The organism is Streptomyces sp. 11-1-2 (assembly GCF_003595545.1).
In the GTDB taxonomy this organism is placed as follows: Bacteria; Actinomycetota; Actinomycetes; order Streptomycetales; family Streptomycetaceae; genus Streptomyces; species Streptomyces hygroscopicus_B.
In genome coordinates this window covers 9367125-9387195 of sequence record NZ_CP022545.1, presented here as the reverse complement: position 1 = coordinate 9387195, position 20071 = coordinate 9367125, and the positions used below count along the sequence as shown (strand labels likewise).

10 protein-coding genes and 1 pseudogene are annotated in these 20071 nt (G+C 73.7%); 4 read left to right on the top strand and 7 right to left on the bottom strand.

Translation table 11 applies throughout. The features are described 5' to 3' along the window. Positions 1-8: 8 nt before the first annotated feature. Positions 9-944: a diiron oxygenase gene (locus CGL27_RS40395; protein WP_119992487.1), complete on the bottom strand. Its 936-nt coding sequence runs from the start codon at positions 942-944 to the stop codon at positions 9-11. Then, complete coding sequence (locus tag CGL27_RS40390; RefSeq protein ID WP_119992486.1) at positions 941-9187, bottom strand: type I polyketide synthase; 8247 nt, start codon at positions 9185-9187, stop codon at positions 941-943. Before CGL27_RS40390 ends, CGL27_RS40395 begins: the two co-directional genes overlap by 4 nt. A 469-nt stretch (positions 9188-9656) precedes the next feature. On the opposite strand from CGL27_RS40390, the gene CGL27_RS40385 reads away from it, so the two are divergent. Next, positions 9657-10811: an SDR family oxidoreductase gene (locus CGL27_RS40385; protein WP_119992485.1), complete on the top strand. Its 1155-nt coding sequence runs from the start codon at positions 9657-9659 to the stop codon at positions 10809-10811. Positions 10812-10963: 152 nt separating this feature from the next. Here the strand turns inward: CGL27_RS40385 and CGL27_RS40380 are convergent, their stop codons facing one another. Continuing rightward, on the bottom strand, positions 10964-12295 hold the full coding sequence (locus tag CGL27_RS40380; protein WP_119992484.1) for a WS/DGAT domain-containing protein: 1332 nt from the start codon (positions 12293-12295) through the stop codon (positions 10964-10966). Positions 12296-12544: 249 nt separating this feature from the next. Here CGL27_RS40380 and CGL27_RS40375 point away from each other — a divergent pair, with 249 nt between their 5' ends. Next, the gene (locus tag CGL27_RS40375) at positions 12545-13141 is read left to right on the top strand and encodes a hypothetical protein (protein ID WP_119992483.1); all 597 of its coding nucleotides are present in this window, start codon (positions 12545-12547) and stop codon (positions 13139-13141) included. On the opposite strand, the gene CGL27_RS40370 is transcribed toward CGL27_RS40375, so the two are convergent. After that, positions 13118-15358: an MMPL family transporter gene (locus tag CGL27_RS40370; protein WP_119992482.1), complete on the bottom strand. Its 2241-nt coding sequence runs from the start codon at positions 15356-15358 to the stop codon at positions 13118-13120. The genes CGL27_RS40375 and CGL27_RS40370 overlap by 24 nt on opposite strands. A 419-nt stretch (positions 15359-15777) precedes the next feature. Between CGL27_RS40370 and CGL27_RS40365 the strand changes: the two genes are divergently transcribed. Beyond that, the gene (locus CGL27_RS40365) at positions 15778-16689 is read left to right on the top strand and encodes a VC0807 family protein (RefSeq protein WP_240450811.1); all 912 of its coding nucleotides are present in this window, start codon (positions 15778-15780) and stop codon (positions 16687-16689) included. 116 nt (positions 16690-16805) lie between these two features. Then, positions 16806-17603, top strand: a complete 798-nt coding sequence (locus tag CGL27_RS40360; protein ID WP_119992481.1) for an SAM-dependent methyltransferase — start codon at positions 16806-16808, stop codon at positions 17601-17603. A gap of 38 nt (positions 17604-17641) precedes the next feature. Here the strand turns inward: CGL27_RS40360 and CGL27_RS40355 are convergent, their stop codons facing one another. The 3 genes and pseudogenes from CGL27_RS40355 to CGL27_RS40345 form a co-directional block, all read right to left on the bottom strand. Then, positions 17642-18235 carry a TetR/AcrR family transcriptional regulator gene (locus CGL27_RS40355; RefSeq protein ID WP_119992480.1) on the bottom strand — a complete coding sequence of 198 codons (594 nt, stop codon included), beginning with the start codon at positions 18233-18235 and terminating at the stop codon, positions 17642-17644. A 43-nt stretch (positions 18236-18278) separates the two neighbouring features. After that, the gene (locus CGL27_RS40350; RefSeq protein ID WP_119992479.1) at positions 18279-19220 is read right to left on the bottom strand and encodes a zinc-binding dehydrogenase; all 942 of its coding nucleotides are present in this window, start codon (positions 19218-19220) and stop codon (positions 18279-18281) included. 344 nt (positions 19221-19564) lie between these two features. Beyond that, a pseudogene (locus CGL27_RS40345) lies at positions 19565-19948 on the bottom strand (MBL fold metallo-hydrolase); the annotation flags it as partial. Positions 19949-20071: the final 123 nt, after the last annotated feature.

Genomic DNA, 20071 nt, shown 5'->3' with positions numbered 1-20071 from the left:
TGGGGTGTTCAGCCGAGCAGCAGGCTCCGGCGCCATAGCGGGCGCTGGAGCGCGGTGATCATTCCGGCGTCGGTGAGGAAGGCGACGAGGCGCTCGCCCGCCCAGCGCATGGTCCGCCGGAAGTGCGGATTGGCGCGGGCCTCGCGGGCGGCGCGGCGCGGGTCGAGGCCCACGGCGCGGTAGATCGGGGCGTTGGTGTACGTGGTCATGGCCAGCATCGCGCACCAGGCGGTCAGCTGCCGGTGGAACTCCAGGACGGCACCCGACCTGCCGCGCCGGGCGTCCAGGAGTTCGGAGTGGGCGAAGCGGATATGCCGTGACTCCTCCATCACATGCAGGCGCGACACCTGCCGTACGAGGGGCTGCACCCGCTCGTCGCCCATGGCCTCGCGCTGGAACCGGTCGTAGACCTCCTCGATCAGCAGGGCGGCCGCGAACAGGCTCGCGCCGCGCAACTGCGGGAGCACCGCCCGGCCCAGGTGCCGGACGAGGGCTGGCGGCCGGTAGACCGGGCAGCCGAGGGCGCCGAGGGCCCGGCCGAACATGGCGACGTGGCGCGTCTCGTCGGCCACCTCGCTCAGCGCGTAGTGGGTGCGTGGCGACGCCGGGTCGCGGGCGGTCAGATAGCCGGTGAGCATCCGCATCAAGGTCAGCTCGAACCAGGTGGCCATGCTGATCATGTTGGCCCACTCGCTGCGGGAGAGCGCGAGGCGCCGCTCCTCGCTCAGCCGGTGCCACGTGGGGGTGGCGTACAGCGACATCCGCTCCGGCTGGAGATACCAGCGACCGGGCTCGGGCGGGGCGTCCCAGTCGATGGCGAGGGCCGGGTCGTAGGTGTGCTTGGCCGCGGTGCGCAGCAGGCGTCCGGCCGCCTCGGCCGGTGTCTGGCGTGGCGTACCCGTCGGGGCGGGCGCGGATCGCCCGCGCGGATGTGGCTCCCTCACCGCGCACCGCCTGCCGTAACCGAGCGGTCCGGTCCGGCCTGGGCCGGGACGGGCAGGGGTCCTGCCGGTGCTTGGACTTCCGTGGCGGCGGGGGCTTCCGTCGCGGGGCCGGGGCCCGGTGGGGCGCCGGGGGGAGCCGTGACCTGCAGTCCCAGCCGGAGCTGCACGATCCTGGCGAACTCGGCGATGGTGCCGTTGCTGCGCAGCAGTTCCATGGGCGGGATGTCGAGTTCGTAGCGCTGGTTGAGCGAGAGGAGCACCTGAGCGGCCATCAGGGAGTCCATGCCGTAGGAGTCCAGGCGCCGGTGCGGATCGAGTGCCTCGTGGTCCATCTGCAGGACCTCCGCGAGCAGCCGGGTGAGCTGATCGACGAGGTGGGCGAGGGCGGTCTCCTCGTCCATGAGGGAGAGCCGGCGCAGGAGTTCCTCGCGGGTGGCCTCCCCGTCCCCCACCTGGGGCGGTACGAGGTCACCGAGGCGCGGGGCGCGCAGCAGGGGCAGCAGAACGGCGGCGCGCGACCAGTCCGCCCGGGAGACGCCCACCACCGCGGGGGCGTCCGGCCGGTCGTCGCCGAGCAGCCGCCGGCCGTGGTCGAGGGCGGTGTGCGGGGCGAGGGGCTCGATGCCCAGGCCGTGGAGGGAGTCGAGCAGGTCGTTGCGGGCCGCGTAACCGATCTCGTCGATGGCGCCCCAGGCGAGGGTGAGCGCCGGTTCGCCGTCCCGGCGGCGCAGCCGGGCCAGGCCCTCCAGGTAGAGGTTGCCCGCCGTATAGGCCGACTGCTTGAAGTTGCCCACCATGGCGGTCGTGGAGGAGTAGCACAGGAAGAAGTCCAGCGGACGCCCGCGGGTGAGGGTGTCCAGGACATGGGCTCCGGCGATCTTGGGCCGCAGGACGGCGCTCATCCGCTCGGCGGTCAGCTCGGCGAGGGGCGCGTCGTCCAGGGCCATGGCCGCGTGGACCACACCGCGCAGCGGATGGCCGTTCTCCTCGACGTCCTTCAGCACCCGGCGCATCGCCTCCGCGTCGGCGGCGTCCGCGGCGTACGCGGTGACCCGCACCCCGTCCGGGGCGAGCGCGTCGCGCACGGCGGCGGCCTCCGGACCGCGGTCCCCGCTGCGGCTCACCAGGGCGAGATGCCGGGCGCCGAGCCCGGCGAGCCACTGTGCGGTGGCCGCGCCGAAGCCGCTGGTGCCGCCCGTGACCAGATAGGAGGCGTCGGGGTCGAGGCGGGGTGCGCGGGGCGCGGTCGGCGTCGCACGCGCGGGCGGAGAGGCGGACAAGGGGGCGGGTTCGACGGCGCAGGGCTCGTCCAGCGGGTCGAAGGTGACGACGACCTTACCGATGTGGCGTGAGTGGCGCATCAGCACGAAGGCGTCCGCCACACGGGCGGCGGGGAAGACGGTGTGCGGCAGCGGCTGGAACTCCGCCCCTTTCTCCGGCGCCTGGCCGTCCCCCAGTTCCTCTGGCGTCTGGCCGTCCCCCAGGGTCCGCCCCACGTCCTCCAGGAGGTCCCCCAGCAACCGGGGGTCGCGAAGCACGGTGGTCAGATCCACGCCGTGGAACGAGATGTGGGAGCCGAAGGGGCGCAGCGGCAGGGTCCGGTCCTCGTAGAAGTCGCGCTTGCCGAGTTCGATGAAGCGGCCGCCGGGGCGGAGCACCTCCAGGCCCCGCGTCAGGGCCTGTCCGGAGAGGGAGTTGAGGACGATGTCCACTCCCCTGCCGTCGGTGAGGTCCATGACCTGGACGGTGAAGTCCAGCGAGCGCGAGTCGAGGACGTGTGCCACGCCGAGTGCGCGCAGCAGGTCGCGTTTGGGCTCGCTGCCCGCCGTGGCGATGACCGTGGCGCCGTGTGCCCGTGCGTAGTGGAGGGCCGCGAGGCCGACGCCACCGGCCGCGCCGTGCACGAGCACGGTCTCCCCCGCCCGCATCCGGGCGGTGTACAGCAGGCTGTAGTGGACCGTGCAGAGGGCGACCGGCACGCTGGCGGCCTCCGCGAAGGTGACTCCCACGGGGATCGGCCACAGATTGCGGGCCGGGCTGACCACTTGGGAGGAGAGCGCCCCGGTGAGCAGCCCGACGACCCGGTCCCCGGGCGCGAAGCGGTCCACGCCGGGCCCGCAGGCGGTGACCACGCCCGCACATTCGAGCCCGAGGTTTTCCTCGCGCGGGCTGCCGGCCAGTGCCTCCGTGGGCAGCAGCCCGACCGTCTGCATGATGTCCCGGTAGTTCAGGGAAGCGGCGCGCACCTCGACGACCACCTCTCCGGGACCCGCGACCGGCGGGGGGATCTCCTGCCAGGCGAGGCGGTAGGAGAGGCCGGGCCGGCGCACCCGCAGGGCGAACGGCGGCGGGGCCGCGCCGTCGGCGAGGGGGACGGCGGGCGGCAGGGCGCGCTCGCGCGGGACGAAGCGGTCGTGCGCGGTGAGCACGATCTCGTCCTCGTCGGCGGCATCGGCGGTGTCGGGGGCGTCCGGGACCTCGGTGTCGAGGAGTTCGCGGACCAGCCGGGCGGCGTCCGCGGCCGGGTCGCCGCCCCGGCACAGGCTCAGGCGGCGCCCGCGCAGGTCGGGTTCCTCGTTGGCCAGGCAGCGTGCCACGCCCCAGGCGGCGGCGTCGGTGGGGTGGGTGATCGGTCCGGGGGTGGCCTCGGCGCCGTGCGGCCGGGTGACGAGCCACAGCCGGACCCCGGCGGGCGAGCCGAGGGACCGGTGCGCCTCCGCGACGGCCCGCAGTGTCTGACCGGCGTGGGTGGCGCGGGCGACGGCTTCCTCGGCGTCGTCGGGTTCGGCGCCGCCCAGGATCAGGACGACGGTCGTCTCGCCGGTGCCGGCCTCGGTCAGCGCCCGGCTCCACGCGGCGGTGTCGGTGTGGGCGTCGGTGACGACGCTGTGCCCGGCGCCGTGTGCGGTCAGCGCCGCGGTGACGGCGTGGGGCAGCGGGTCGTCGGCCGTGTCGCCGCAGACGATGTACGTGGCGGACGGGGCAGGGGGTGGCGGTGCGTCGGCGGGGGCGGGGGCACCACCGGCCGCGGCGAGGAAGACGGAGGCGTGGTCGCGTCCGGGCGGCTCGGTGTCGCCGGTGCGGACACAGGAGGTGAAGCCGCACCGGCGCAGGAGCGCGGGCCACTGCTCACGGGTCAGCAGCGGGGAGCCGGGCCGCAGACCGGTGTCGGTGCGGTGGTGGAAGCTGTCGAGGGCGCCGAAGACGGGGAGCAGGACCTCCGGCTCATGGCATTCGAAGGCCAACAGGTGTCCGCCGGGCGCGAGGAGCGAGGCCACGCGGCCGAGGGCGGGCTCCAGGTCCTTGGCCGCGTGCAGCGCGTTGGCGGCGATGACGAGGTCGAAGCCCTGTGGGTGGTAGCCCTGTTCGGCGAGGTCCCGGTCCAGGTCGAAGGTGCCGTATTCGATGAAGTCGTAGTCGCCGAAGCGGTTGCGGGCGCGGGTCGGGTGGGCCGGTGAGACATCGGTGTAGCGGTAGCGGGTGCGGTCGGCGGGCAGCAGGGGCAGCAGCGCCGCGGTCATGCCGCCGGTGCCGGCGCCGATCTCCAGGACGCGCAGCGCGCGGTCGGCGGGCCAGTGGGCCAGCAGGGCGCGGAGCAGGGCCTGGGCGAGGCGGTTGTGGAAGCGGGAGATCGGCGCGGTGTCGTAGTACTGCTCCAGGAGGTGCCAGGCCGATTCGGCGCTGAGCAGTGCCAGGGCGCTCGCGCGGCCGGTGAGGACGTCCGCCAGATGACGGGTCAGGTGTGTCGTCAGGGCGATCCGGTGCACATCCCCGGGGGCCCGGACGAGGGCCTCGCGCACCGGCGGCGGGGTGTGGCGGGCGTCGGGCGTCAGACACCGGCCGCCGGGGGTCTCGGTGAGCAGGCCGCGGCGCAGCAGCAGGGGTTCGAGCAGGGCGATCAGGGGGCGGTGCCGCTCCTCCATACCGGCCGCCACGAGGTCGTCGGCGGTGAACGGCGCGGCGGGGTCGGGCAGCAGGCGGGCCAGCGCGGCGGCGGCCGAGCGCGCGGTCAGCTCCTCGTCGTGCCGCGAGGTCAGGTCGTAGCGGGTCGTGCGCCACCGCTCCCGTACGGCGTCCAGGCGCGCTGCGGCGTCCCGGAGGATGGCCTCGGGGGGCGGCAGGGGTGAGGGCGCGGCCGGGAGGTGGGCGCGGGGAGCGGCTCGCGGAACGGTGTGGTGGAGAGTGACGGGGGTGGTGCGGGCGATCGGGAAGAGGCGCAGCCGGCACTCCTCCAGGCGGGCCGTGACGGTGCCGTCGGCGTCCGCGACCGTGATGTCCCAGCAGACCTCGCTGTCGGTGGCGTCGCGTTCGGTGACCCACATGATCCCGGTGGGCGACGGCGCCGACCACACCCGCACCGCGCCGATGGACGCGGGCAGATAGGCGCCCCGCTCCCGCAGCCGGTCGTAGAGGAGGGCGACACCGGTCTGGAGGGCTCCGTCGAGCAGCGCCGGATGTGCGGTGTACGGGGCGCCCGGGGCCTCGTGGCGGTAGGTGGCGACCGAGGTCCGCGCCCCCAGGCGCACCTCGTCCAGCGTGCGGAAGGCGGGCCCGTAGACGAGCCCCACCTCGGCGCAGGCGGCGTAGTGTTCCTCGCCGCTGACGCGCGTCGCGCACCGGGCGCGCAGCCGCTCCGGGTCGACCGGCTCGGGCCGGGGGCTCAGCAGCGGGCGCACCCGGGCCCGCGCGTGCGCCCGTGGCTCCGGGCCGCGCTCGTCGGTGCTGGTGACCGTGGCGAGCGTGGTGTCGGGGTCGAGGCCGACCCGCAGCCGTACGGCGGAGGCGTCGGCCCAGGGCACCACGAGGCTGGCGCTGACGTCGAGGTGTGCCACCTCCACCGGCCGTCCGTGCACGGCGCGCCCCGCGGCGAGGAGCGCTTCGGCGTATCCGGTGGCCGGCATGACGACGGATCCGCCGAGCCGGTGGTCGGCGAGCCAGGGCACGAGGACGGGCTCGATCGCGCCCTCCCAACTGGGGACGGCGGTGGGCATGCGCTCGCCGAGCAGGGGGTGGACGATGACGCCGTCCCCGCTGGAGTTGGCCCAGGAGCGGGGGGTGCCGGACCAGTGGGGCTCGTACTGCCACGGGTAGGCGGGGAGCCGGGTGACCCGGCCCGGCACCGGGAAGTGCCGGGTGAGATCGGCCGAGGCCCCGGCCGCGAGCGCTCCGGCCGCCGCCGCGCCGAGGGCGGCGGGACCGTCCGCCCCGCGGCGCAGGGTGGGCAGGACGACAGTGCCGCCGGTGCGAGTGCCGACGCCGGTCCCCATGCCGGTCCCGATGCCGTTCGCGATGCCGGTCCCGATGCCGGTCCCGATGCCGGTCCTTCCGCGCCGGGACGCCACGCGCCGGAGGTAGGCGCGCAGGACGGGATGGGGGCCGATCTCCAGGAGGATGCCGGCCCCGTCCGCGAGGGCGCGCCGCACCGCGTCCGCGAAAAGCACCGGGCGGCGCACGTTCTGCCACCAGTACGCCGCGTCCAGATCGGTGCCACGGGCGCGGAAACCGGTGACGGTCGAGTAGAACGGCACCCGGACCGGCGACGGCGTCACGTCGGCCAGGCGGGTGCGGAGTTCGTCCTCGGTGGGGTCCATGTGGCGGCTGTGAAAGGCGTAGTCGAGGCCCAGGTCGCGGAAGAAGACGCCCTCGGCGGCGAGTTCGGCGCCGAGCAGGTTCAGGGCCTCGGCGTCACCGGCCACCGTGACGTCCTCGGCGCTGTTGACACCGGCGATCTCCAGCTTCTCCCCGTATCCCGCGAGGGCCTTCGCGGCCCGGTCGGCGGACAGCCCGACGGCGGCCATCCGGCCACTGCCGACGGTGGTCCCTTGCACCCGGCCACGTTCGGCGATCACCCGCGCCGCGTCCGGCAGGGACAGCGCTCCGCAGATGTGGGCGGCGGCCACCTCCCCGACGCTGTGGCCGACGACCATGGCGGGCTCGATACCCCGGGCGCGCAGCACCGCGGTGATGCCCAACTGCACGGCGAACAGGAGGGGCTGGGCCACCTCCGTCGCGGCCAGGTCCGCCTCCCCGGCGTGCGCGGTGAGGCGATCGGCCACCGACCAGCCCAGACGGGGCGCGAGCTCGGCGTCGGCCTCGCACACCGCGCGACGAAAGACGGCGTCGGCGGAGAAGAGGTCCGCGCCCATGCCCGCCCACTGTGAGCCATTGCCGCAGAACACGAAGGCGACGCGCCCGCTATCGGCGGCGGCACTCACCGCACCGGGGGCGGCTGGCGCGTGAGTGGGGGCGGTCGGCTCTCCGCCGGACGCGGCCGATTCTCCGGTGGGGGCGGTCGGCTCGCCGGTGGGGGCCGTCGGCCCCGCGGTCAGCGCGACCAACTCCCCTTCGGACGCGATCGGTTCACCGGTCGGCGCGGCCGAGACCCTGCCGGGCGCGACCGGCTCCGCGATGGAGGCGACCGTCCCAACGATCGGCGCGACCGACTCCCCGCCGGACGCGATCGGTTCACCGGTCGGCGCGGCCGAGACCCTCCCGGGCGCGACCGGCTCCGCGATGGAGGCGACCGTCCCAACGATCGGCGCGACCGACTCACCGCTAGGCGCAGCCGATTCTCCGGTGGGCGCGGTCGGCTCCGCGGCGAGCGCAGTCGACTCCCCGGGCGCGGCCGACGCCCCACCGGGCGCGGTCGGCTCCCCGCCAGACCCGTCGACACCCGGCCGCCCCGGCTCGGGCTCCGGCGCCGTCAAGGCGCGCAGTGCGTCTGCCGCCTCACCAGGCGTGGTGGCCCAGACGACGGCGCGGTGTTCGTGGCGGCCGCGGCGGAGGCAGGAGGTGTGGGCCAGGTCGTAGAAGTCGGCGGGGGTCGTTTCGTCCAGGTGCGCGGCCGTGGCCTCGGCCGCCTCCGACAGCGCCTTGGCGGTGCGGGCGGAAACGAGCAGGGGCACCGGTGAGCGCGGGGGTCGCGGACGGTCCGGCGCGGGCGGCGGTTCGGCCACGATGGCATGGGCGTTGGCGCCGCCGAAGCCGAAGGAGTTGACCCCGGCGACGGCGCGCCCGCCGCTCGTGGCGGGGGCGAGGGCCGTGGACCGGGTGGTGAGCCGCAGCCCGAGGCCCTCGAAGTCGATGTCGGGGTGCGGCGGTTCGGCGTGGAGCGAGGCCGGTGCGGTGCGGTGCCGCAGCACCAGGAGGGCCTTGAGCAGCCCGGCCATGCCGGACGCCGGCTCCAGATGGCCGAGGTTGGTCTTCACCGAGCCGAGCGGGAGGGCGCCGGAGATCCGGCGTACGCCGAGGGCCCGGCCGATGGCGAGGGCCTCCAGCGGGTCGCCGACCGGAGTGCCGGTGCCGTGCGCCTCGAAGTACACCAGCTCGTCGGGGTGCACCCGGGCGCGGTCGTAGACCTCGCGCAGCAGCCGCTCCTGCGCGTCGGAGCTGGGCAGTGCCAACCCCATGGTCCTGCCGTCGCTGTTGCTGCCGGTGCCCAGGACGAGCCCGTGGATCCGGTCGCCGTCGGCCAGGGCGTCCGACAGCCGTTTCAGCAGCACCACGCCGCCGCCCTCGGCCCGTACGAACCCGTCCGCCTGTGCCGAGAAGGAGGCGCACCGGCCCCGCTGGGAGAGCATCGACGCCTGGGAGAACCCCACGTAATGGAACGGGCTGAGCAGCACATTGACCCCGCCGCAGACGGCAGCCCGGCCGCCGCCCTCCCACAGGGTGCGGCAGGCGCGGTCGAGGGCCACCAGGGAGGAGGAGCACGCGGTGTCGATCGCCATGCTGGGGCCGCGCAGATCGAAGGCGTGCGAGACCCGGTTGGCGGCGATCGACGAGGCGGCGCCCGACATGGTGTAGGCGCCCACCGTGCGCAGCGCGGACATCTGGAGCGCGCCGTAGGAGGCGTCGGAGATGCCGACGAAGACCGCGGTGTCCGAACCGGCCAGCATGGCGGGGTCCACGGCGGCGTCGTCCAGCGCCTCGGCGGTCATCTCCAGCAGCAGCCGGTGCTGGGGGTCCATGTGGGCCGCTTCCTTGGGGGAGATCCCGAAGTAGGCGGCGTCGAACCCGGCCACGTCGTCGAGGAAACCACCGGCCGCGGTGTACGACTTGCCCCGGCGCGGCACGGCGGGGTCGGTGAACAGGCGGGCGTCGAACCGGTCCGCTGGCACCTCCCCCACCAGGTCCCTGCCCTGCTCCAGGGCGTCCCAGAGCCCGTCCAGGTCCCGGATGCCACCGGGAAGCCGGCAGGCCGCCCCCACCACCGCGATCGGTTCGGCCTCGTCCTGACGCATACCGGGGCCTTTCTCAAGTCACTTCGCGACACCGGCGGGAAGCCCGCGTCACGCTCTCGGCAGCGACGCACACTAGGCCAGACGGGCCACCGCCGAGGCCGTCTGTACACCCGTTGGAGGGAACGGCGGCGAAGTGCACTCGGTGAGGTGAACGGCCCCGGCCCGGGCCGCTTAGCCCATTCGGGTGATGTGTGTCGACGGGGCCTGTGCAGAAGGCGCGTACAGAGCGCGTGTACGGCGGGCCCGGCGGCGCGGCGGGGTGCGGTCGGTGTGGTGTCCTCGGCACGCGCCCCGGCGGCGGTCCCGGCACGCGCCCCGGCGCGGTCCCGGTGCGGTTCCGGTGCGGTTCCGGCGCGGTTCCGGCGCGTTGGGATCCGCCGCCGGATCGCAAGGACCCTCGGATCCGCCGCCGGATCGCGCCGCCGGATCCCCATGCCCCTCACCCGCCCTTCGACGTCTGGAGCCCGCCATGGCCGTACTCCTCACCGGCGCGACCGGTTTCCTCGGCAGCCGCATCCTGCGCCACCTGCTCGCTGAGGACGGCGACGACCGGCCGGTCACCGTCCTCGGCCGGGGCGGGGGAGAGAGTCTGCGGGCGCGGGTCGAGACGGCCCTCGACGGGCTCGACGGCCTGGCGGGCGCCGCGACGCCGCGCGGGCGCCTGCGGTACGTGTCCGCCGACCTCACCCTGCCCGGCCTCGGCCTGACCGACGGCGAGCGCCGCGCCCTCACCGACATGTGCTCGGTGGTCTGGCACTGTGCCGCGCACCTCGCGCTGCACGACGACCCGGTGCCGCTGTTCAAGGCGAACGTCCTCGGCACCCGGCGCGTCCTCGACCTGGCCACGGAAGCGGCCGGGGCGCGGGTCGTCCACCTGAGCACCGCGTACGTCGCCGGGGGACGCGCCGAGGGGCACATCCGCGAGGACGACCTGGACGGCGGCCACGGCTTCCTGACGCCGTACGAGGAGAGCAAGTACACCGCCGAACGCGCGGTGCACGCCTGGAGCGCCCGCACCGGCCGGGGCGCCACGATCCTGCGGCCGTCGCTGCTCGTCTCGGACCGGCCCGTTCACGGCAGCGGGCAGCGCCAGCCGCTGGCGGTGCTGGCGTTCCTCATCCACGAGGCGCTGCGCCGCAGGGCCGAGGACGACCCGGCGCTCGCCTCCCTCCTCGACGGTGGCGACGCCCACGGCAGCGGTCTGCGGGTGCGGGTCCGCGCGGGGGTCGGCGGGGCGCTCAACCTGGTCCCGGTGGAGTACGCGGCCCGCGCGGCGGTGTGCGCCGCGCGGGCGGCGGCCCGTCCGGGCGCCACGGCGGGGGTGCGCACGGTGCACCTGACCCATCCGCACAACACGCCCTTCGCGACGGCGGTGAAGGTCCTGGAGCGGCTGTACCCGGGGCTGTCCCTGGACCTCGTGGACGACCTGGACGACCCGGATCCGTACGAGTCGCTGTTCGCTCACCACCTGGCCTCGCTCCTGGTCTTCACCGCGCAACGCAGGACGTACGACCGGAGCAACTTGCTCCAGGACACGGCGGGCCTGTCGGACCCCAAGCCCCTGGACGCCACCTACCTCGCCGACGCCGCCGGAGAGACGGTCGCCCCCGCCCCGGCCGCCTGACCAGTCCCCCACGACTCGGCGGCCCGGCGGGGCGCGGAGGTGGTGAAGCCGACGCTGCTCAACTCCACCGCCCCAGCCCGAGACGTACGACCGGAGCAACCTGCTCCAGGACACCCACTGGCCACCCGACCCCAAGCCCCCCCGGACGCCACCTACCTCGCCGACGCCGCCGGAGAGACGGTCGCACCCGCCTCCGCCGCCTCACCCCTCCCCCGCGGCCCCGCCGTGGCCAGCACTCGCAGCTCCCCCAGCCAGGCAGCGGCGAACGACTCGGCGGCCCGGCGGGGCTCGGTGGTGGTGAAGCCGGCCACGGCCTGGTCCTGGGCGGTGGCCAGGACGGCGGACAGGTGGTGTCCGGCCGGGAGGAAGTTCAGCGGCAGCACGCGCCGGACCCGCCGCCCGGCCACCACCAGCGGGGACGAGGGGCCCCGCACATTGCTGGCGAGCAGGGTGGCGCGGGCCGGGTCGAAGTACCGCTCGAAACACCATCCCCCGGCCGCGGCGGGGACGGACCGGAACACCGCGCGCACCAGCGGATGGCGCAGCGCGCGGGCCCGGCCCGCCGTGCGGGCGGCGACCAGGGCGAGGCGGCGTCCGGCGTCGGGCTCCGCCACGGGGAGCGGGATACGGAGCGGGATGTGGCGGTTGCGCAGCACGGCCGCGTCTCCCGGGCCCCGGACGTTCACCGGGACCAGGGCGCGCATCTGCCCGTCGGGGCCGTGGAGTTCGGGCCGGGTGCGCAGCGCCCCGCTCAGCGCGGCCAGGTATACGTCGTTGACGGTCGTGCCGTGGCGGCGGGCGATGCCACGCAGCAGGCCGAGGTCCGTCTCCGCGCAGGCGTAGGAGAGGGTGGCGGGCGGGCCACTGCCGGCTTCCGCCGCGCTGCCCCGGTGCCGCTCCAGCAGGGGCGTCCCGCACAGCCAGGCCGCGCGCAGCGGATCGGTGACGGCACGGTGCGGGGCGCCGCGCGCCCGCCATGGTTCGGCCCGCGCGGGGGACGCCGTGGCGGCGTCCGGGCCATGGGCGCCCGGGCCATGGGCGCCCGTCCAGGCGGCCAGTACGCCGACCACTCCCGCCCCGTCGAGCAGCCGGTGGTCGGCCCGCCAGACCAGGGCGGACGTGTCGCCGGGCAGCCCCGCCACCATGGAGCAGGACCAGCGGTGCGGCTCCAGCGGCCTGGCCAGCGCCTCGTGCGCCACGTCGGACAGGCCCCGCTCCGGACCCGCCTCGGCGTACCCGTCCGCGCCACTCCACGGGCCGTCGTCCGAGGGCCCGGTGCCCAGCGACTCCGCCACCGGCCGCAGCGAGGCGGCGAGTTGGCGCCGGTCGGGAGGAGGACCCTCCAGCTCCAGCACCACGCCGATGGTCAGTCCGGTGTCGGGATGCGCCTTCCCGTACGCCACGAGCGCCGCGTCCGGAAACGGCAGTTTCCCCGTCGGCTTCCCGGTCGGCCTCCCCGTCGGCTTCTCAGGCTTCCCCGTCATCCTCCACCACCCCTCCGCCGGTGACACCGACCGGCAGCCGGAACAACGCCCGGGCGGCGCCCAAGTCACCGCCAGGGGCTGCCGCGTCAGCGGCCGACGAGCGCCTTCACGACAACGGGTACACCTTGGTGACCGTGCGGGTGAATCACCCGCACGGACCAACGGCCACCGCTCCCCGGGCCGCCATCATCGGACGGATCAATCATCGGAAGTGGCCACTCTTCGGGTGGCCCGACCTGGGAGAAGTGCGTGACTTCAGCGAACGGGCGCAGGCGCGCCCTCGTCCATACGGCAGCCCTGGGGCTGCTGGCGGCCTCGGCGACCGCCGTGGCCTTACTGGGGCAGCAGCCCCCGGCCCGCGCGGCCGCCGAACCACCGGCCGTTCCCCTGCCGTTGACCTGCAAGGGCACGGCCACGGTGGAACCCACCAACCCCGACCTGGTGCTCGTACGCGACGAAAGCGGCGTCGCGGGCTACCGGGCCACCATCACCGGAAACTGCCTCGGCTCCGCCGTGGTCTCCAAGGTGCGGGTCACCCTGGAGGGCATGGCCGAGGGAACCTGCGGCGCGGCCATCGGCACCGGCACGGGAACGGCGGAGTGGATCGGGCCGGGCGGTGCGCGGGTCGGCACCAGCACCGGCGGCGGCAAGCTCCGCTTCACCAATGACGCCGACGGCAACGTCACGTTCAGGGCCGAGAACGTGCAGATCGCCAGGGGCCTCTTCGCGGGCTCCGTGGGCGTCGACATCACGGTGGACGACCACGGTGTGGGCCGGGACTGCTGGACGCAGGGCAGGCTGGCCGGCGGCTCGGGCAGCGGCTCAGCGCGGCTGACGTTCGGCTGACGCCTCGGCGGGGGCCGGAAGCCGTGCCGCGTGTTCCGGGGCGGCCTCCGGTCGCCCGCCCTTGCCGGTACGCGATTTCCGCCCGCCCCTGCCCGAGCGGGACTTCCCGGACTCGCCGGAGTTCCGGGAGAAGCCGGGCCACCACCAGTTCGCCGCGCCGAGCAGCCGCATGACGGCGGGTACCAGGACCGCCCGTACCAGCACCGCGTCGATCAGCACCGCCAGGAAGACACCGACGCAGATCTCCTTCACCATGACCACGCTGCTGGTCGCGAAGCAGGCCGTCACCACCAGAACGGCCGCCGCCGCGGCGCTGATCACCCGTCCCGAGCGCTCGATCCCCACCGCCACCGACTCCCGGTCGTCCCCGAGCAGGCGGTACTGCTCACGGATGCGCAGCAGCAGGAACAGCTCGTAGTCCATGGACACCGCGATGAGGAGGAACAGCATGACGATGGGTGCCAGCGCGTCCACGTAACCCGTCGGTTCGGCTCCGAGCAGCCTGCTGGCGTGTCCGTCCTGGAAGATCCAGGTGAGGGCGCCGAAAGAGGCGCCGATGGACAGGCCGTTCATCACCAGCGCCTTGAGGGGAAGCACGAGCGAGCGCAGCGCGACGGTGAGCAGCACGAAGCTCGTGACCACCATGAACGCGAGCACCCGGGGCAGCAGCCGGTAGAAGGTGTCCATGGTGTCCACGGCGAGGGCCGACGCGCCGCCCACCAGCACACCGCTGCCGCCGGGTACGGGCAGCGCGCGCACCGCCCGTACCAGTGACTTGGCCGAGTCGCTCTCCACCCGGTGGTCCTGGCCGACGTAGATGACGGCCTTGGTCCCGGTGGTCCCGGCCACCAGCACCCCCCGGGCGCCGGGCAGTTCGGAGACGTTCCGCGTCCAGGCCAGCAGGTCGGCATGGCCCCGGCCGCGGTCCACGGGGTGGTCGAAGGTGGCGATGGCCTGCAGGGTGCCGAGGCCCGAGACGGCGAAGTCGTGTTCCATGCGTTCGGCCGCCACCCGGGCCGGCGCCCCGGCGGGCAGCATCCGCTGGTCGGGGAAGCCGATGACGGTGTGCAGGAACGGCACCGCGAGGGCGAGCAGCAGCGCGGAGACGGCACAGGTGTAGGCGATGGGCTTCCGCATCACCGCACGGGCCACGCGGCCCCACAACGCGCCGTCCCGGCCACCGCCCTGGCGCCGCAGCCAGGCCGGTGAGAGCGCGTCCACGCGCTCGCCCAGGCAGAACAGCAGCGCGGGCAGCACCGTCACCGTCACCAGGGCTCCCACCAGCAGCCCGGCCGCCGCGCCGATGCCCAACGCGCGGACGAAACCGAGCGGGAAGAAGGCGAGGCCCACAGCGATGAAGGTCATGACGACGCCGGACAGTGCCACCGTCCGCCCGGCGGTGTCGACGGTGATGGCGACGGCCTCCGCCGGGGTGCGTCCCGCCCGCAGCTCCTCCCGGAATCTGCTGACGATGAGCAGACCGGCGTCGACGCCTGCCGCCAATCCGATGGCCACCACGAGGTTGACCGTCACATACGGGACCTCGATGACATCGGCCACGGCGCGCAGCGCGGCGAGGGCCGCGGCCGTCGCCAGGACTCCGGTGACCACCGGCAGCAGTGCGGCGACCACCCCCCGGAAGACGAACACCATCAGCAGCATCATCAACGGCAGCACCATCAACTCGGTCCGCACCAAGTCGCGTTGGGACCGCTGGACGATCTCCGAGATGATCGCGCTCGGCCCGGTCCAGGTGACCTCGAACCCCGGTGCGCGCAGGGTGTCCCGCAGCGCCAGATAGCTCTGGGTGCGGCCGGTCTCCCCGTCGCCCTTCAGCAGGATGGGCACCACGGTCGCGTGCTGGTCGAGGGAGACCAGCAGCGGATTGGCCGAGGACCAGGCCGTCGTCGCCCGGTCCACCGTGCCATTGGGCGCCCGGCGCAGCGCGTCCTCCACCGCTTCCCGGAAGGCGGGCCGGGCGGCGGTCAACTCCTTGCTGCGGAAGGTGACCAGGACATCCGCGCCACCCTCCCCCACCTCGGTCCGGATCGCGTCCGCCGCCCGGGTCGCCTCGGCGGCCGGTGCCATGAAGCCGCCGTAGCTGAGCCGCCCGGACAGCCCGGAACACGCCCAGCAGGAGACCACCAGCACCAGCACCGCCCCCGCGAGCACCCAGACCCTGCGCGCGACGTCGAAACGCCCCAGCCGGACGAACATGCCACCCTCCCTGGCTCACCGCGCCGGCGCCCACGGTGGGACGACCCGCGCAGGACGCCCAACGAACGACACTCCTCCAGGTCACCCAGGTGTACGGAGAAGCCCTGCAATGACCCGATATCAGGGGTAGCGGCCGGATTTTCCGGTGCACCCGTACACAACGGAAACTGTCGTTTACCGGATCGTGTTCGCAAAGGTCTTTTCTCAGGGCCTCTCACCACAATGGCCTTTGACGCCCCAAAACACCGGAGGGAGTTACGGAATACCGCTCCGAGCAGCCACTTGACCGATACCGGCCCCTTGAAACAACCTTCTGCCGAGATTTTGGCGACATTTGATGTCCCGACACTGTCCTCTTACGACATGGCTGCTTTACGTTTCTCTTTTCTCGCACCACCAGAAACGCTTACAGGGGAACCGTGCTCACTCAGGACACCACCACGCAAGGCGCTTCGAGCGCATCGGATCCACAAGCACCACCGATCAGCGACCGGCCGGCCGCGCCCGCCCGGTCCAGGGGCGCCGCCATTCTCGGCTGGGTCGTCACTCTCACCCTCAACGTCGCCGCACCGATCCTCACCTACAACGCGGTGCGCGACCACGGCTGGAGCGAATTCGCCGCACTGCTGCTCAGCAGCGCCTGGCCGGTGGTCGACGGCGCCGTCCACATCGCCTGGCGCCGGCGCCTCGACGAACTCGCCATCGTCACCCTGGTGTTCATCGTGATCACCGCCGTGGTGTCGACCGTCGGCGCGCACTCGGCCCGCGCCCTGCTGATCAAGGACTCGGCCGTCACCGGGCTGTTCGGGCTGCTGTGCCTGGCGACGCTGCTGACGCCGCGCCCGCTGATGTTCTACTTGGGGCGCAAGTTCGCCACCGACGGCACCGAGGCGAGCACCGCCTGGTGGAACGGCCTGTGGAAGGTCGATGGCTTCCGCAAGGCCATGCTGACGATGACGGCCGTCTGGGGCGTGGCCTACTGCATGGAGTCCGCGGTCCGGATCGTGCTGTCCTACACGCTGAGAACCGACACCATGGTGGTCCTGAGCCCGGTCCTGATCTACGCCGTGCTCGCCTCCCTCGGCGTGTGGACGGGCGTGTACGGCAAGCGGTCGCGTCGCAAGGGCCAGGCGCGCGCCGCCGCGGCAGCGGCAGCAGCGGCCGAGGCTGAGGCAGCAGCCGAGGCGGAGGCGGAGGCTGAGACAGTGGCCGAGGCTGAGGCTGAGACTGCGGCGGTGGCCGAGGCGGAGGCAGAGACCGAGGCAGCGGCGGCTGAGGGAACGCCCGCCGACGCAAAAGCCGCTGAGGCAAAGGCGGCCGAGCCCGCCTGACACCGCGTAGCCGGCCGCGGGGTGAACTCCGGCGGCCGGGCGCGGCGATATGGGAAGCTGTTCGACAGCCGGACACGCATGCGGGGGCCGTGACGGCCGTCGAGAGGAGCAACAGCGTGACGGAGAACGGCTTCCGCGCCGAGGAGATCGATACCAGCAGGCCGCACCCTGCCCGGATCTACGACTACCTGCTGGGCGGCAAGAACAACTACGAGGTGGACCGCGAGGCGGGTGACCGGCTCGCCACCGCGGCGCCCGAGGTGTGGAGCGGCGTACGGGCCAACCGCGCCTTCCTGCGGCGCGCCGTGCGCTACGTGGTCGGCAGCGGCATCCGGCAGATCCTCGACATCGGCACGGGGCTGCCCAGCTCCCCCAACGTGCATGAGATCGCCCGGGAGTTGGCGCCGGACGTGCGCGTCGCGTACGTCGACAACGACCCGATCGTCAACACCTACGCCAATGTGCTCCTCCGCGGCTCCGCCGCGACCAGCATCGCACTGGCCGACCTGCGCGACCCGCGGGCCATCCTGGACCACCCCGAGGTCCGCCAGGTCATCGACTTCGACGAGCCGGTGGCGTTGCTCCTGGTCGCCATCGTCCACTTCCTCACGGAGGCGGAGGAGCCCGAGCGGGTCCTCGCCACCCTGCGCGACGGGCTGCCGGCCGGGAGCTTCCTGGTGCTCTCCCACGCCACGGGCGACTTCGCCGACCGCAGCGCGGCCCAGGCCGTGTACGACAACGCCACCGCCACCCTGAACCTGCGGTCCCACGCCGAGGTCGAGCGGCTCTTCGACGGCTTCACCCTGGTCGAGCCCGGTCTGGCCGAGGTGCCGTTCTGGCGCCCGGACGCCCCGCCGCAGACCGGGCCCGGCGAGATCGGCTACTACGGGGGCGTGGCACGCAAGACGGGCTGACCGCCCGCGGGTGGCGCGCGGCTCGGCGTCGGCCGGTGTCAGCCGCGCTCCGCACAGCGGTGCGCGTCGTCCGTTCCCACCCCGCGGAGCACGGCGCGCGCGACGTCCTCGGGGAACTCCGGTCCGAGTCCGGAGTGGCCGAAGAGCGACCGGAAGACGATGGGGGCGGCGAACAGGTCCAGCACGAGGTCGACGTCGAGGCCGGGGCGGAGGTCGCCGCGTGCGACTCCCTTCCGCAGGGACACCTCGCACGCTTCCCGGCGAGGCGCCCAGACCGCGGTGAGGAAGGTGTCCCGCAGCTCCGGATCGTCCGCGAGGTCGGCCACGAGCGCCGGGAGCACATGGCCGAGGACCGGGTCGTCCATGGCGACCCGGAGCGCTTCCAGATGGCCGACGATGTCGCAGTGTGTGCATCCGGTGTCCATGTCCACGACTCCGGCCCGGTCCCGCGCCATGGCCTCGACGACCAGGTGTTTCTGGCTCTTCCAGCGGCGGCGGATGGCGGGTTTGGTGGTGCCCGCCCGCTGCGCGATGGCTTCCATGGTCAGGGCCGGGTAACCGACCTCCGCCACGAGTTCGGTCACCGCGGCCAGCACTGCGTGGTCGATCCGCTCGTCCCGCCGGCGTGCCATCGAACTCTCCTGGAACCACACGAAACCCTGTTGTCCAGCCACCCTACCGGGGAGCCAGGACGACCTTGCCGAACGGCTTTCCGCTCTCCACCAGCCGGAGTGCGGCATCGGCCTCGGTGAGCGGCAGACGACGGTCGAGCACAGCCGAGAGCCGGCCGTCCGCCAGCAGCGTCACGATCCTCGCCCAGGAGGCGCGAAGGTCCTCGGGGGACAGCGAGTTCAGGCTGAAGGCGTACAGCGTCGGCGCTGCGTGGAAGTGGCTCAGCAGCGGTGCGAACGCTTCCGGTCCGGGAGATCCACCGGCGCCGCCGCACAGGACGTAACGCCCGTTGGGCCGCAGGAGTTCGAGGTGCTTACCCAGGTCCGGTCCGGCGACCGTGTCCACGACGACGTCGTACTTCCCGCCGGGAAGGGCGGACCCGGTCCGGTCGACGACCTGTGCGGCGCCCAGCGCCCGCAGTCGTTCGCCGCGGGCCGGGGACGAGGTGACGACGGTGACCTCGGCTCCGCGCGCGTGGGCGATCTGCGTGGCGAGCACGCCGATCCCGCCCCCGGCGCCGCGCACGAGCACACGCTCTCCCGCGGCGGCTCCCGCCCGGTGCAGCGCGCCCTCGGCGACCAGCGCGTTCATTCCCAGCGTGACCACGTCGGCCGCGTCGGTGCCCGGCGGTGCCGGAAAGACCCGGTCGGCGTCGGCGACGACCTTCTCGGCGTAGCCGCCGAAGGCGGGCAGGGCGAGAACTCGCTGCCCGGCCAGTGCCTCGGGCGCGTTCGGCCCGACCGTCGTCACGCGGCCGACGACTTCCAGGCCCGGCACCGAACCCGCGCCGGGAAAGTAGGCGTACTCGCCCCGCCGGGCCATCACGTCCACGTAGCCGACGCCGATCGCGTCGATGTCGATGAGCACCTGGCCCGGTCCGGGACCGGGTTCCGGGGCGTCGACCACGGCGAGATCCCCGGACGACCTGACGATGACGGCCTTCATGGGCAGCTCCGTTCACCCTAACGTTCCGATCCGGATCGGAACGTTAGGGTGGAATCCGTCGAGCGTCAAGAGGTGTCGGTAAGAACCGCGTGACCAGCCGCAAACGGTGGTGATCTGGCGATGGCGTCACCCGTGTGGGTGAGTCCGTGACCGTACGGCTGCGGTGGGTGGAGCCCCGCGAGGACCATCGACAATCGTGGCCCATACCCCATTGGACCTGGATGAACTGCTGGAGCACTGGATGCTGCTGAAGGACGAGCAGGCGCTCGTGTCCGGCAAGCGGGGGCGACTAGGGGCCACGCAGAGAGTGCGGTTCGGTGTCACGCGATTTGACACTCGGGTTGAACCGCGCGGCCGTCCTCCTCCAGGACGTAGGAGGTGTGGTGCGGGGTGTGGCCCGGGGTGGCGATCGTTCGCAGCACCAGGTGCTCGTCCACCTCGGAGGTGTCGCCGTCTGTGACGGGAGTGCGAGGGAAGGAGACGTCGGCGCCGGCCGGGACCAGGTAGCGAGCGCCGGTGAGGCGGGCCAGTTCCAGCCCGCCGGTGACGTAGTCGTTGTGCACGTGCGTCTCCGCCACGTAGGCGATGCGCACCCCCCGCCGGGCGGCGGTGGCGATCACCTGGTCGACGTCTCGCGGCGGATCTACCACGACCGCTGTCTGCGGGCCGCCGACCAGGTAACTGCGGTTGCCCAGGCCCTCGAACTCCAGGGTGTCGACGAAAAACACGGTATGGCTCCTTTCTGGAATGGTGTAGCCGGGTGGGATTCCCGTCTCGGGAAATCGCCGACCACCGCCACCCCGACGCCACAGCTCCGAGACACTCGCACCACTCCGAGCCGGTCGTGACAT

Excerpts from the sequence above, each read along its gene's own strand:
- CGL27_RS40355 (WP_119992480.1), bottom strand. The coding sequence starts at position 18,235 with ATGGCACGCCGGCGGGACGAGCGGATCGACCACGCAGTGCTGGCCGCG.
- CGL27_RS40385 (WP_119992485.1), top strand. The coding sequence starts at position 9,657 with ATGGCCGTACTCCTCACCGGCGCGACCGGTTTCCTCGGCAGCCGCATC.
- CGL27_RS40370 (WP_119992482.1), bottom strand. The coding sequence starts at position 15,358 with ATGTTCGTCCGGCTGGGGCGTTTCGACGTCGCGCGCAGGGTCTGGGTG.
- CGL27_RS40390 (WP_119992486.1), bottom strand. The coding sequence starts at position 9,187 with ATGCGTCAGGACGAGGCCGAACCGATCGCGGTGGTGGGGGCGGCCTGC.
- CGL27_RS40380 (WP_119992484.1), bottom strand. The coding sequence starts at position 12,295 with ATGACGGGGAAGCCTGAGAAGCCGACGGGGAGGCCGACCGGGAAGCCG.
- CGL27_RS40350 (WP_119992479.1), bottom strand. The coding sequence starts at position 19,220 with ATGAAGGCCGTCATCGTCAGGTCGTCCGGGGATCTCGCCGTGGTCGAC.